The sequence below is a fragment of the Hydrogenophaga sp. R2 genome, from assembly GCF_049843595.1.
Taxonomy (GTDB): Bacteria; Pseudomonadota; Gammaproteobacteria; order Burkholderiales; family Burkholderiaceae_C; genus Hydrogenophaga.
Genome location: NZ_JBBHZN010000004.1, coordinates 57541 through 70208, shown reverse-complemented (window position 1 = coordinate 70208; position 12668 = coordinate 57541). Strand labels below are relative to the sequence as shown.

Below are 12668 nucleotides of genomic sequence, written 5' to 3'. Positions count from 1 at the left end.
GCCATCGTAGGCCGCGCACCGGCCGGTGAAAGGCCGGATAAGGCACCCTGCATGCAGCCACTTCAGTCTGGCTTCAGTCTTCTGCCGGCCTGCGGCCGCGCCCGTCCCCCGCCCGGGTGACAAGAGCCCGACCGCCTGCAGGAACGCCGCACCGCCGCTAACCTGCGACCCATGCCGAACCCGACAACCCCACCCCGCAATGCCTGCACGCGCCGGCTGTGGCTGGCCACCGCCGCCGCCCTGTTGTGGCCTCCCGGACTGCGGGCGGGCAGCGACCCGGCGCCGCTGCGCCTGGGCACCTCCACGCCGGGCGGCGGGTTTGCGCAGTACGGCGAGCAGCTGGCCGAGCGGGTGAATGCCCGCGCCGGCCGCACCCTGCTGGTGGCCCGGCCGACCCGGGGCACGGCCGAGAACCTGGGCCTGCTGCGCAGCGGCGGGATCGACGCCGGCCTGGTGCAGGGCACGGTGGCCAGCGAGGTGCTGGCCCAGGGCGCGGCCAGCGGGCTGCGCATCCTGTGGGCCATGTACCCCAGTCCCGGCATGCTGGCCGTGCCGGCCGCATCCCCCCACCGCCGGCTGGAAGACCTGCGCGGGCGGCGGGTGGTGTTCGGGGTGCGGGCCAGCGGCCTGGTGACGCTGGGCCGGCAGGTGTTCGACGGCATCGGCATGGACATCGACCGCGATGTGCAGGCCATCTACGTGGACCAGGCCGCCGATTCCCCCCGGCGGGTGCTGGAGGGCCAGGCCGAGGCCCTGTGGGGGGCCGGCGAGGGCTGGCCGGGCTTCATGCAGCTGGCGGGGGCGCCGGGTGGCGCACGCTTCCTGGGACCGCAGCCCTCGCAGATCCAGGGCATCCTGCGGCGCCATCCGCTGCTGCGCGCCATGGAAGTGCCGGCCGGCACCTATGCCGGCATCGACACACCGCTGCCCACGGTGGGTTCGGTCAACCTGATCCTGGCCCGGGCCGATCTGCCGCTGGAGCAGGCGCGCAGCGTGGTGTCGCTGCTGGAAGCGGCATCCGCCGACGTGGCCCGCCGACTGCCGCAAGCGGCCTTCGGCACCCGCGCCAGCACCCTGGCCAGTGCGGCGGTGCCGGAGCTGCTGCACCCGGCGTGGCGCGATGCTCAGTGACCCGGCCAGCGGGTCAGCACCTGTTGCGGCGCCGGCTTGCTGAACTTGATGCGCCCGGGCACCGCAGCCGTGCCCAGCACCACCCAGCCCACCAGGCTCTCACCCGGACCGCAGAAGGCCGACACCACCGGTGCAGCACGCACCTTGGAACCCGAGAGCATCTTGCCGGCATAGCCCAGGGCATGGGCGGCATTGAGCAGGTTGGTCACTGCGCCCCCCACCGCCATCCACTGCTCGTGCACACCCGCCACCGGGTGACCCTGGTCGATGCGGGCCACCACCGCCAGCAGCACCGGAGCGCCCAGCGCGCGGTCACGGTCCCGGGTGGCCTGGACCGGGTCCTTGCCGGCGTCGAGTGCGGCCTGCTCGAACAGGTCCGCCAGGGCATGGCGCGCATCGCCCCGGATGGCGTGGAACCGGTAGGGCACCAAGCCGGCATGGTCAGGGGCGCGCAGGGCCGCCTCGACCATGCGCTGAAGGTCCGCGTCGCCGGGCCCCGGCTCCTGCAGCTGCCGGGTGCCGATGGAGCAGCGGCTCAGCAGCAGGTGCAGCGGGTCGCCCTGGTCGGTATCGATCTGCATGTCAGTACACCAGGGTGCGCCAGCGCAGGTCCGAGGCACGCGCCATGAACTGCACCGCGCCGCCGCGATCGCGGCATTCGGGAATCAGATGCTGCGGGTCAACCCCCTGGGCATGCAGGGCATCGGTGCAGGCGAACAGCCGGGCGCCGTGGCCCACGGCCTCCTGCAGGGCGTCGTAGACCGACTTGTCGTGCCGGGGGCTGGCCCGCAACCCTGCCGCCACGCCCGGCACCAGCAGCCGCACGCTGCGCGCGGTGAAGTAGATCTCCACCGGGGTGTCCATGGCAGCCGCGGCGGCGGCATGGAAGAACGGCGTGACCAGCCGGTGCGGCGCCTCGGGCTCGCTGGCCCACAGCAGGATGGCGATGCCGGCAGCCTGGGCCTTCGGGCTGAAGGGCGGCTCGACAAAGGAGGTGCCCAGGCTCATGCGCTGCCCTCGGCGGCTGGTTCGAGTTCGATGCGGAACAGGCGCGCATGCGCCTGCATGGCCGGCAGCACGGCATCCCCCATCACCAGCGCGGCGCACTCCGACTGGGGCAGCGAGAGCTTCAGCCGCGCCAGCCAGCCCTCGCCGTAGGGATCGGTGTGCACCAGGCCCGGCTCGCTGGCCAGGCGCGGATTGACCGCCACCACCGTGCCGCTGAAAGGCGTCTTGACCGACACGATGGACTTGGCCAGCTCCACCACGCCGATGGACTTGCCCTGGACCACCTCGGTGCCCGCCGGCTTGGGGCGGCACATGTAGATCTCGCCGGCCAGCCGGATGCCCAGCGAGGTGATGCCCACCGTGGCCTCCTGCGGGCCTTCCAGGCGGGCCCAGACCTGGTGCTCGACGAGGTAGAGCAGATCGGCGGGGAAGTGTGCAGCGGCTCGGTCCATGTCAGGCTCCGGCCGGCTGCGCAAGGTGGCGGAAGGGAATGGGAGTCGAACCCACCCGGCAACGCATGGCGTCACCCACCGGGTTTGAAGCCCGGCCGGCCCACCAGGGCCGTGTCCCTTCCTGAAATCGGCACGACCACCGAAGGTCGTTGCAAAGGCTGCGCATCATATCGAGAGAATCCATCACTCGGCGTCCATGAAGAGGCGGCAGTCGGTCCGCAGCCAGTGCACGTCGTGCACCCGGCGCAGCAGACCGATGCGGTCGAAGTGTTCGAGGATCTGGATGGCCCGCTTGCGCCCCAGCTGCGTGGCATCGCGGTAGGCCGCCGCGGTGACCGCGCCGCCTTGCGCCGCAGCCACCTCGCGCACCCGGCGGGCGAGTTCGTGCACCGTGGCCGGCGGGTAGTAGAGGTCCTTGACCACCTGGTGCAGTTCGGCCCGCTGGGCCAGCCGCGCCAGCGTCACGCGCAGCAGCGACTCGGGCTCGCCGCTGTCGCGCGCCAGGTCGCGCACCCAGGCGCCTTCGAAGCCCGCCGCCGACAGCAGGGGCGCCACGGTCTGCGCCAGGCGCTCTTCGGTGGCCGAGAGGCGGATGCCGTGATCGGGCAGGTGCACGAAGGCACCACGCACACCCACCTGGGCCTGCGCCTGCAGGCGTGCCAGCACGGCCCGCCACAGCGGCTCGGGCAGGCGCGGCAAGGCCAGGCGCCGCAGCCGCGCGCTGTCGGGCCCCAGCTCCTGCGGATGGGTCTGGTGGTACTGCGCCAGCACCTCCACCAGCCGCTGCTCGGCCGGCGCCCTGTGCGCGGGATGCAGCAGCCACTCGTGCTCGCCGTCCCGCTGCCGCAGCAGATCGGCATGCAGGTCGGCCGTCAGGCCCTCCAGGCCTTGCCCTTGCGTGGCGGCCCACCGGCGCAGTTCCAGGCCGTGGGGCGCGTTGGCCAGCAAGGCATTCAAGCGTTCCGCGGGTGCGGCATGACCCAGGGCCTGCAGCTCGGCCAGCCGCTGGGGCGTGCGCCGATAACGCACCGGCGCTGCGGCATCGAGCACGGCACCACCGGCCAGCGTGCGGCTGGCGCTGGCGTCGCGCAGCACCACCCGGTCGCCATGCCAGGCGCCGACCGGTGCACGCAGCACCAGCTGGGCCAGGGCCCGCTGCCCCGGCTCCAGCACCGGCGGGTCCAGCAGCGCCACCGTGCCGGTGACGGCCTCCGACCCCAGGTGCACATGCACCGGCGTGCCGGAGCGCAGCACCCGGTCCTCGCCGTGCCAGAGCTGCAGCTCCACATCGATGCGGTCGCTGGCGCTGTACAGGCCCTGCCCCACCAGCCACTGGCCGCGCTGCAGGGCCTCGCGGTCCATGCCCACCAGCGCCATGGCGCAACGCTCGCCGGCCCGGGCCTCCGGTACCGCGCGGTTCTGGGCATGCAGGCTGCGCACCCGGGCCACGCGGCGGCCGGGCACCTGCATCACCTCGTCGCCCACCCGCACCACCCCGGCGTGCACCGTGCCGGTGACCACCGTCCCGGCACCATCCAGGCTGAACACCCGGTCCACCGCCAGGCGGAATCCCTGCCCCAGACGCGGGTGAGGCGGCGCACTGGCCGCGGCATCGAACAGGCGTGAGCGCAGGGCTTCCAGCCCGCTGCCGGTGTGGGCCGACAGCGGCAGCACCGGGGCGTCGGCCAGCGGCGTGTCGGCCAGCAAGGCGCGCGCCTGCCCGGCCACCTCCTGCACCCGGGCCGGCTCCACCCGGTCGCTCTTGGTGATGGCCACCGTGCCCTGGGACATGCCCAGCAGCGACAGCACCGCCAGGTGTTCTCGGGTCTGGGGCATGACGCCATCGTCGGCCGCCACCAGCAGCAGGGCGTGGTCGATGCCGGTGGCACCGGCCAGCATGGTGTGCACCAGGCGTTCGTGGCCGGGCACATCCACAAAGCCGATGCGTCGGCCCTGCGGCGCATCCAGGAAGGCGTATCCGAGTTCGATGGACACGCCGCGCGCCTTCTCTTCGGGCAGGCGGTCGGTGTCCACGCCGGTGAGCGCGCGCACCAACGTGGTCTTGCCGTGGTCGATGTGGCCTGCGGTGCCGACGATCACGCCAGCGCCTCCTTGAGCTGCGGCAGCTGGGCCAGGAAGGGCTGTGCATCTTCGAGGCAGCGCAGGTCCAGCAGCAGGCGGTCTTCCGAGATGCGGCCGATCACCGGCTGCGGCAGGCTGCGCAGGGCGGTGGCCAGTTCGTCCAGTGCGCGGCCGGCGCCCTTGCGCTGCACCGGCGCCAGGGCCAGACCGGCCGAAGGCAGGCGGTCCACCGGCAGCGAGCCGGAGCCGATCTGACCCAGCAGGTCGCACACGCCCACGTCGAACCGGGGGGCCACCGCCTGCTGCACCGCCGGCTGCAAGGCCTCGGCCAGCGCACGTATCCGGTCGGCCGGCCGCGTGAGCAGGCGCAGGGTGGGCAGGTCCTGTGTCAGCCGCTCGGGCCGCAGGTACAGCATGAGGGTGGCCTCCAGCGCGGCCAGCGGCAGCTTGCTCATGCGCAGGGCGCGCTTCATGGGGAACTTGCGGATGCGCCCCACCGCCTCGCGGCTGCCCACGATCAGGCCGGCCTGCGGGCCGCCGAGCAGCTTGTCGCCGCTGAAGGTGACCACGTCGCAGCCGGCGGCCACCTTCTCGCGCGGCGTGGGCTCGTGGGGCAGGCCCCACTGGCCCATGTCCACCAGCGCGCCGCTGCCCAGGTCGGTGGCCATGGGCAGGCCGCGGGCATGGGCGATGCGGGCGATCTCGGCCTCGTCCACCGCCGTGGTGAAGCCCTGCACCGCGTAGTTGCTGGTGTGCACCTTCATCAGCAGCCCGGTGCGTTCGGTGATGGCCTGCTCGTAGTCGCGCGGGTGGGTGCGGTTGGTGGTGCCCACCTCCACCAGCGTGGCGCCGGCACTGGCCATCACATCGGGCATGCGGAAGGCGCCACCGATCTCCACCAGCTCGCCGCGCGAGACGATCACCTCGCGGCCACGGGCCAGCGCTGCAATGGTCAGCAGCACGGCTGCGGCGTTGTTGTTGACCACGGTGGCGGCCTCGGCGCCGGTGAGCTGGCACAGCAGCTCCTCCACCACGGTGTCCCGGTCGCCCCGGCCACCGCTGGCCAGGTCGTACTCCAGGTTGTTGGGCTGGGCCATCATGGCCAGCAGGTGCTGCAGGGCGGCATCGGACAGCAACGCACGGCCCAGGTTGGTGTGGATGACCGTGCCGGTGAGGTTGATGACGGTGCGCATGCGCGGGGCCAGGTGCTGGCGCACCGCCTCGCCCATGCGGGCCTCCAGGCTGGCCGGCTCCAGGGCCTGCGCCGTCAGGGCACCCGCCAGGGCCTGGGCGCGCAGGCGGTCGATGAGCTGGCGGGCCTGGTCGGCCACGCAGCTGTGCCCGTGCTCGGCCAGCAGAGCCGCCACCGCGGGCAGGCGCAGCAGGCGGTCGACCGAGGGCAGGTCTTTGGGGTGTACCGGGCTTCGGGCCTCGGAACCGTCGACGACGGATTCGTGGGGCCGGGCCATCAGTGGCCTCCTGGCGGGGGGGCTTCGTCCGGCTCGCCGAACAGCAGCATGAAGTTCACGCCGTGCCGCGTCTGCCCGGTGTCCGACACCAGCAGGTCCAGCGTGAGGGTGGCCAGGTCGTCGGCCACCGGCTCCACGAAGGGGTCGCGGTCGGTGTGCATGATCTTGAGGTAGTGGCCGCAGTCGTCGCAGGTCTCGGCCTGCACCGGCGCCGTGGCCGCGCGCGATCCGCTGGCGGACTCGTCATCGTCCGCCGGCTCGGGGCTGTCGGCCCGGTCCAGCGACTGGTAGGCCAGCTTGCCGCTGCCCAGGCAGTGGCTGCACTTGATGCGCACCATGTGCCATTGCAGGCCGCACAACGAGCAATGCAGGTAGCGCTGGCCAGGGGCATCGCCGCTGCTGCGGGTGATGCTGGCGGTGGGGCGGCTGCCGCAGCAGGGGCACATGCCTTCGTCGTCGATGCGCCCGATGGGCTGGCCCTGCGCGGTGTGGTGCTGCTGCACCGACAGCAGCATGTGGGTCCAGTAGACCTGCAGGGCGGCTGCCACCACCGGGGCCGTGGCCAGATCGAGCCCGGTGTTGAGGTTGTTGAGCAGGGCGTCGGCCTGGCGCTCCAGAAACACGTCGTCTGCCTCGGCAAGGCGGTCGAGCGCCGGATGGGCTGCTTCGGGGGCGGCCGGGCGCAGGGCCGCTGCCAGCTGGCGCACCACCCCGTGCCAGACCGGATCGCGCGGCCAGTCGGCAGCGGGCAGCGGCGGCAGGCCCCGACGGGCTGCGGTGTCGATGGCCTGGGCATCGGGCAGCGGCACGGCCGGGAAATCATTCAGGCGCTTCTGCTGCTCGCGGGCCAGATCGGCCATGAAGCGCAGGTAGTCGCCCATGGCGTGACCGGTGGCAGCGATCTGGCGCAGCCGCATCTCGCGTTCGGCGAACAGCGTGGAGCGCTGCGGCCAGTGCAGGAACGGGGATTCACCACCACCCATGGCGGCAATCTCCTCCGGCGACATCACGCGCACCTTGGCGCCAGCAACCATGCTCTCTCTCCTGAAAAACAGAACCCGGGCGTGTTGCCACGCCCGGGCAGGGTTCAAGGGTTCAACGACCCTTGGTCACTTCTTCATGCCACAGCGGGTGGTTCAGCCGCGCCCAGTTCTCGGTCACGGTGCCGCGCGTCATGGCGCGCACCGTGCCCTTGACCCAGATGGCTGCATACACGTGCGCCATGGTGGCAAACAGCAGGGCCAGGGCCGCCACCGAATGCAGCAGCACCGCCGCGCGCAGCACCGGGATGGGGAAGTACGGGGCGAACCACGGACGCCAGAACATGACGCCGGTGACCAGCAGCACGATCAGGCTGACCGCCATCACCCAGAACACGGCCTTCTGGCCGAAGTTGTACTTGCCCACCGGCGGCATGCCCGACTTGTCGCCACGCAGCATGTCGCCAGCCTTGGCCGCCCATGCCCAGTCGTTGGCGTTGATGACGTTGTCCCGCCAGAGCTTGAAGAACAGCCCCAGGAAACCGATCACCATCAGCACGCCCATGAACGGGTGCAGGATGCGCGTCCACTGCCCTCCGCCGAACAGGTTCGAGAAGAAGAACAGGCTCGGGTGGAAGAACGCCAGGCCCGAGAGCCCGGCCATCACGAACATGATCGCGATGAACCAGTGGTTCATGCGGTCGCCGTCGCGGTAGCGTTGCAGGTACTTCGTGGCCATCACGCGTTCTCCTTGTCGGACGGGCCTTCGGCCTTTTCCTCGATCGGACCGACCTTCATGTAGTGGAAGAAGCCGGCGATGGCGGTACCCACCACGGCGGCCACGGCCAGGGGCTTGGCAATGCCCTTCCACAACGAGACCATCGGACTGATGCTCGGGTCCTTGGGCAGGTCGACCAGCTCGGGACGGTCGGCATGCTTCATCACGTACATGACGTGCGTGCCGCCCACCCCTTGCGGGTTGTACAGACCGGCGTTCTGGAAACCGCGCTCCTGGAGTTCGCCGGCGCGCTTCTCGCCGTAGGCGACCATGTCGTCCTTGGTGCCGAAGCTGATGGCGCCGGTGGGGCAGGTCTTGACGCAGGCCGGCTCCAGGCCCACGCCCACCCGGTCGGAACACAAGGTGCACTTGTAGGCCTTGTTGTCCTTCTGGGAGATGCGGGGCACATCGAACGGGCAGCCCTTGACGCAGTAGCCGCAGCCGATGCAGTTTTCCGAGATGAAGTCGACGATGCCGTTGGCGTACTTCACGATCGCGCCGGGCGACGGGCAGGCCTTCAGGCAGCCCGGGTCCTCGCAATGCATGCAGCCGTCCTTGCGGATCAGCCATTCCAGGCTGCCCGCCTCGGGCTCCACCTCGAAGAACTTCATCACGGTCCAGCTGCTCGGCGTGAGGTCGCTGGGGTTGTCGTAGACGCCGATGTTGGTGCCCACCTCGTCCCGCAGGTCGTTCCAGTTCATGCAAGCCACCTGGCAGGCCTTGCAGCCGATGCACTTGGACTCGTCGATGAGCTTGGCGACCTCGGGCACGGCGGTGCGCACCTGGGGCGTGGGTGTGGTGGTGGCCGAGCGGGCCACCACATCGAGTGATTGCAGGCTGGCCATGGTTACACCTTCTCAATGTTGACGAGGAACGCCTTGAACTCGGGCGTCTGGGAGTTCGCGTCGCCCACGAAGGGGGTCAGCGCGTTCGCCAGGTACCCGTTCTGCGTCACACCCTTGAAGCCCCAGTGGATGGGAATGCCCACGTGGTGGACCTTCTTGCCATTCACATCGAGCGCCTTGATGCGTTTCGTCACCACACAGGCGGCCACGACCTCGCCGCGGTTGCTGCGCACCCGCACCGTGTCACCCTGCTTGATGCCCTTCTCGCGCGCCAGCTCCTCGCCGATCTCCACGAACGGGGCCGGCTGCACGATGGCATTGCTGCGCGAGTGCTTGGTCCAGTAGTGCAGGTGCTCGGTCAGGCGGTAGGTGGTGGCCGCGTAGGGGAACTCCTCCTTGGTGCCGAAGGCCTCCAGGTCGCCCTTGTAGACCCGGGCGGCCGGGTTGCTGACGGCCTTGGGGTTGCTCGGGCACATGAGGTTCACGCCCACCGGGTTCTCGAACGGCTCGTAGTGCTCGGGGAACGGACCTTCGTTCATGGCCACCGCGTGCAGACGAGCCACGCCCTCGGGGTTCATGATGAAGGCGCCCACGCCCTGGTCGGGGGCGGCATCCGGGCGCATGTCCGGGATGTCGGCACCGCCGGCCCACGAGCTGCCGTTCCAGGCCAGGTACTTGCGGCTCATGTCCCACGGCTTGCCGTCCTTGTCCGCGCTGGCGCGGTTGTAGAGGATGCGGCGGTTGGCCGGCCAGGCAAAGCCCCAGTTCGGGAAGACGCCCAGGCCGGTCGGGTCGCTGTTGTCGCGCCGTGCCGTCAGGTTGCCCGCCTGGCTCCAGCAGCCGGAGTAGATCCAGTTGCCGCAGCTGGTGCTGCCGTCGTCGCGCAGCATGGCAAAACCCGGCAGCTGTTCGCCGGCCTTCACCAGGACCTTGGTCGGGTCCTTGGGGTCCAGCACATCGGCCAGCGCACGGCCCGAGATCTCGCGCAGCACTTCCTGCGGGCTGGGTGCGTACGGGTTGATGTAGGGCCAGTTGAGCGCCGCCACCGGCTCGGGCAGCTTGCCGCCGTCCTTGGCGTACATCTCGCGCAGCTTCATGAACAGGCGCGACATGATCTCGCTGTCCGGCTTGGCCTGCCCCGGGGGATCCACCGCCTTCTCCTTCCAGCTGATGACCCGGCTGGAGTTGGTGAAGGTGCCGGTCTCCTCGGCGAAGCAGCTGGTCGGGAAGCGGAACACCTCGGTCTGGATGTCGGCCGGGTTGACGTCGTTGAGCGGTCCGAAGTTCTTCCAGAACTCGCCCGTCTCGGTCTCCAGCGGGTCCATGACCACCAGGTACTTCAGCTTGGCCAGGCCTTGCGACAGCTTCTTCTTGTTCGGCACGGCGGCCAGGGGGTTGAAGCCCTGGACGATGAAGCCGTTCATCTTGCCCTGGTGCATGCGCTCGAACATCGCGAGGATGTCGTAGGCGCCGTCGCGCTTGGGCAGCCAGTCGTAGGCAAAGTTGTTCTCCGCCGTGGCGGCGTTGCCGTAGTAGGCCTTCATCAGGCTGGTGTGCCACTTGGGGAAGTTCTGCGTGAACGCCATCTGGTTCGGACGCAGCGGCTTGCCGGTGCGCGTGGCCAGGTAGGTGGCACGGTCCACATCCGCCTCGGTGGGCGAGCTGAGGTAGCCCGAGAGCACCTCGGTGTAGGCACACATGTCGGTGATGCCCTGCACGTTGGCATGGCCCCGCAGCGCGTTGATGCCGCCACCCGGCCGGCCCATGTTGCCCAGCATGAGCTGGATCATGGCCATGGTGCGGATGTTCTGCGAACCCACGCTGTGCTGGGTCCAGCCCAGTGCGTAGCAGATGGTCATCACCTTGTCGGTGGCCGAGGTGGCCGCCAGCATCTCGCACACCTTGAGGAACGCGTCCTTGGGCGTGCCGGTGATCTGGCTGACCAGCTCCGGCGTGTACCGGGCGTAGTGCTTCTTCATCTGCTGCCAGACGCACTGCGGGTCCTGCAGCGTGTCGTCGGTCCTGACGAAGCCGTCCTCGCCCATCTGGTAACCCCAGGTGGACTTGTCGTAGCTGCGCTTCTCCTCGTTGTAACCCGAGAAGAACCCGTTCTCGTAGTTGAAGCCAGGCTTCACCAGGAACGCCGCGTCGGTGTTGAGCTTGACGTAGTCAAGGTGCACCTTGTTGTTCGTCATCAGGTAATTGATGACACCTGCCAGGAAGGCAATGTCGGTTCCCACGCGGATGGGGGCGTAGAAATCGGCCACTGCCGCGCTGCGGGTGAAGCGGGGATCGACCACGATCAGCTTGGCCTTGCGGTGCTGCATCGCTTCGGTCACCCACTTGAATCCGCAGGGGTGTGCTTCGGCGGCATTGCCGCCCATGATCAACACCAAGTCCGTGTTCTTGATGTCGGTCCACGAGTTGGTCATCGCTCCGCGACCGAAAGTCGGGCCCAGACTGGACACCGTCGGCGCGTGTCAGATGCGTGCTTGCGTGTCCAGGGTCACCAGACCCAGGCCGCGAGCGATCTTGACGCTCAGATAACCGGATTCGTTGGAGGATGCGGACGAGACCAGGAAACCGGTGGTGTTCCAGCGGTTGACGGTCACGCCCTTGTCGTTGGTGGTGACGAGGTTGGCATCGCGGTCGGCCTTCATGTGCCTGGCCACGCGGGTCAGTGCCTCGTCCCACGAAATGTTCTTCCACTCGGCGCTGCCGGGCTCGCGCACCTGGGGCACCTTCACGCGGTTGGGCGACTGGATCATGTCCATGACGCCGGCGCCCTTGGGGCAGAGCGTGCCGCGGTTGACCGGGTGATCCGGGTCACCTTCGATGTGGACGATGGAGGCCTTGACGTTCTTGGCCTTGTCGCCCAGGGTGTACATCACCAGGCCGCAACTGACGGAGCAGTAGGGGCAGATGCTGCGGGTCTCGGTGGTGCGCGCGAGCTTGAAGCTGCGCGTCTCGGCCAGCGCGGCGGTGGGCGAGAAGCCCAGCGCCACAAGGCTGGATCCCACCAGCCCGGCCCCACTGACCCGGAAGAAATTTCTCCGGTTCATGTCCATGTGAATCGATCTCCTGCGGACAGGGAATCCGCATAGGGGAAAGCCTGCGTCACGGCAGAGCGGACTGGATTCTGGGACGACCGACCCGTTGTCGGTGTCGTGGCTAGCCCTTATGAAATCGACCGCTATTCCCTCGAGTTCATATAGGCACACGGGGTCTTTGCGACAAACTGACCTTGACGCATCGACAAGTTGTCGTGCTCGGACGGTCCCGTTCATGCGCCACCGCCCTGACAAGGCCGTCGGGACCGGCAGGACCGCATGGCACGGAACATGCTGACTGCGCCGATGGGCAGCGACGGCGGGCGGCCCACACGGCGTTGGTCACACCCCACACCCCGCCCTGCGCGGGGTCGGCGAGCCCTCAGAGCGCCGTGATGTCGGTGGCCACCGGCCAGGCCGGGACCGATCCCGATGCCTGGAAGCGGTGTTGCACGTCCAGCTGGTGCCGACCGGCCCGCTGGCTGCACAGGCGCCAGCCATCGGCCGCGCGCTCGGCCAGCACGCCACTGCCGGCGGGCAGGTCCAGGGTCCAGCCCTCGGCACGGCCATCCGGTGCACGCAGGTGGGCGCAGAAACCCCGCTTGAGGTTGGACACCACCACCAGCCGCTGCTGGCCCAGCCAGGCGCCGGCACCATCGGGCTGCAGCTGCGGCGAGGGGGCGTTCTCCAGCACCTGCAGCACCGGCGGAATGACGATGCGGATGTCGAGCGACGCGCTGGCGCCGCGTCCGGCCGGCGCCCATCCGGCCTCGGCCTGGCTGGATACCGGTATGAGCAAACCGCCTGTCAGCAGGACAGCGGCCAGGCAGCGTTGGAGCGCAATCGGGGGGGTCATGGGTCAGTATCGGCAGC

11 protein-coding genes and 1 tRNA gene are annotated in these 12668 nt (G+C 69.7%); 1 reads left to right on the top strand and 11 read right to left on the bottom strand.

The annotated features are described in order from the left end of the window. The first annotated feature begins 171 nt into the window (after positions 1-171). Entirely contained in the window at positions 172-1131 is a 960-nt protein-coding gene (locus tag WD026_RS13755) for a TAXI family TRAP transporter solute-binding subunit (protein WP_425724228.1), read from the top strand. On the opposite strand, the gene WD026_RS13750 is transcribed toward WD026_RS13755, so the two are convergent. The 11 genes from WD026_RS13750 to WD026_RS13700 form a co-directional block, all read right to left on the bottom strand. Next, positions 1125-1712: a nitroreductase family protein gene (locus WD026_RS13750; protein WP_425724227.1), complete on the bottom strand. Its 588-nt coding sequence runs from the start codon at positions 1710-1712 to the stop codon at positions 1125-1127. The genes WD026_RS13755 and WD026_RS13750 overlap by 7 nt on opposite strands. A gap of 1 nt (position 1713) precedes the next feature. Beyond that, positions 1714-2139: a DsrE family protein gene (locus tag WD026_RS13745; RefSeq protein ID WP_425724226.1), complete on the bottom strand. Its 426-nt coding sequence runs from the start codon at positions 2137-2139 to the stop codon at positions 1714-1716. After that, positions 2136-2591 (bottom strand): glycine cleavage system protein H, encoded by a 456-nt coding sequence (locus WD026_RS13740; protein WP_425724225.1) that lies wholly within the window; start codon positions 2589-2591, stop codon positions 2136-2138. The genes WD026_RS13745 and WD026_RS13740 overlap by 4 nt, the downstream gene beginning before the upstream one ends. 26 nt (positions 2592-2617) lie before the next feature. Continuing rightward, a tRNA-Sec gene (locus WD026_RS13735) sits at positions 2618-2713 on the bottom strand. A gap of 61 nt (positions 2714-2774) precedes the next feature. Beyond that, positions 2775-4691, bottom strand: coding sequence for a selenocysteine-specific translation elongation factor (gene selB / locus WD026_RS13730; RefSeq protein ID WP_425724224.1), 1917 nt, complete (start codon positions 4689-4691; stop codon positions 2775-2777). After that, a complete protein-coding gene (gene selA / locus WD026_RS13725) occupies positions 4688-6142 on the bottom strand; it encodes an L-seryl-tRNA(Sec) selenium transferase (protein WP_425724223.1) in 1455 nt (484 codons plus the stop codon). Before selA ends, selB begins: the two co-directional genes overlap by 4 nt. Then, positions 6142-7176 (bottom strand): formate dehydrogenase accessory protein FdhE, encoded by a 1035-nt coding sequence (fdhE, locus tag WD026_RS13720; protein WP_425724222.1) that lies wholly within the window; start codon positions 7174-7176, stop codon positions 6142-6144. Before fdhE ends, selA begins: the two co-directional genes overlap by 1 nt. 61 nt (positions 7177-7237) lie before the next feature. Further along, positions 7238-7861 (bottom strand): formate dehydrogenase subunit gamma, encoded by a 624-nt coding sequence (locus WD026_RS13715; RefSeq protein WP_425724221.1) that lies wholly within the window; start codon positions 7859-7861, stop codon positions 7238-7240. Beyond that, complete coding sequence (gene fdxH / locus WD026_RS13710) at positions 7861-8745, bottom strand: formate dehydrogenase subunit beta (RefSeq protein WP_425724220.1); 885 nt, start codon at positions 8743-8745, stop codon at positions 7861-7863. The genes WD026_RS13715 and fdxH overlap by 1 nt, the downstream gene beginning before the upstream one ends. Positions 8746-8747: 2 nt before the next feature. After that, a complete protein-coding gene (gene fdnG, locus WD026_RS13705; protein ID WP_425724219.1) occupies positions 8748-11813 on the bottom strand; it encodes a formate dehydrogenase-N subunit alpha in 3066 nt (1021 codons plus the stop codon). A 364-nt stretch (positions 11814-12177) separates the two neighbouring features. Continuing rightward, entirely contained in the window at positions 12178-12651 is a 474-nt protein-coding gene (locus WD026_RS13700; protein ID WP_425724218.1) for a hypothetical protein, read from the bottom strand. Between the last annotated feature and the right edge of the window lie 17 nt (positions 12652-12668).

Excerpts from the sequence above, each read along its gene's own strand:
- WD026_RS13755 (WP_425724228.1), top strand. The coding sequence starts at position 172 with ATGCCGAACCCGACAACCCCACCCCGCAATGCCTGCACGCGCCGGCTG.
- WD026_RS13750 (WP_425724227.1), bottom strand. The coding sequence starts at position 1,712 with ATGCAGATCGATACCGACCAGGGCGACCCGCTGCACCTGCTGCTGAGC.
- WD026_RS13745 (WP_425724226.1), bottom strand. The coding sequence starts at position 2,139 with ATGAGCCTGGGCACCTCCTTTGTCGAGCCGCCCTTCAGCCCGAAGGCC.
- WD026_RS13740 (WP_425724225.1), bottom strand. The coding sequence starts at position 2,591 with ATGGACCGAGCCGCTGCACACTTCCCCGCCGATCTGCTCTACCTCGTC.
- selA (WP_425724223.1), bottom strand. The coding sequence starts at position 6,142 with ATGGCCCGGCCCCACGAATCCGTCGTCGACGGTTCCGAGGCCCGAAGC.
- fdhE (WP_425724222.1), bottom strand. The coding sequence starts at position 7,176 with ATGGTTGCTGGCGCCAAGGTGCGCGTGATGTCGCCGGAGGAGATTGCC.
- WD026_RS13715 (WP_425724221.1), bottom strand. The coding sequence starts at position 7,861 with ATGGCCACGAAGTACCTGCAACGCTACCGCGACGGCGACCGCATGAAC.
- fdxH (WP_425724220.1), bottom strand. The coding sequence starts at position 8,745 with ATGGCCAGCCTGCAATCACTCGATGTGGTGGCCCGCTCGGCCACCACC.
- WD026_RS13700 (WP_425724218.1), bottom strand. The coding sequence starts at position 12,651 with ATGACCCCCCCGATTGCGCTCCAACGCTGCCTGGCCGCTGTCCTGCTG.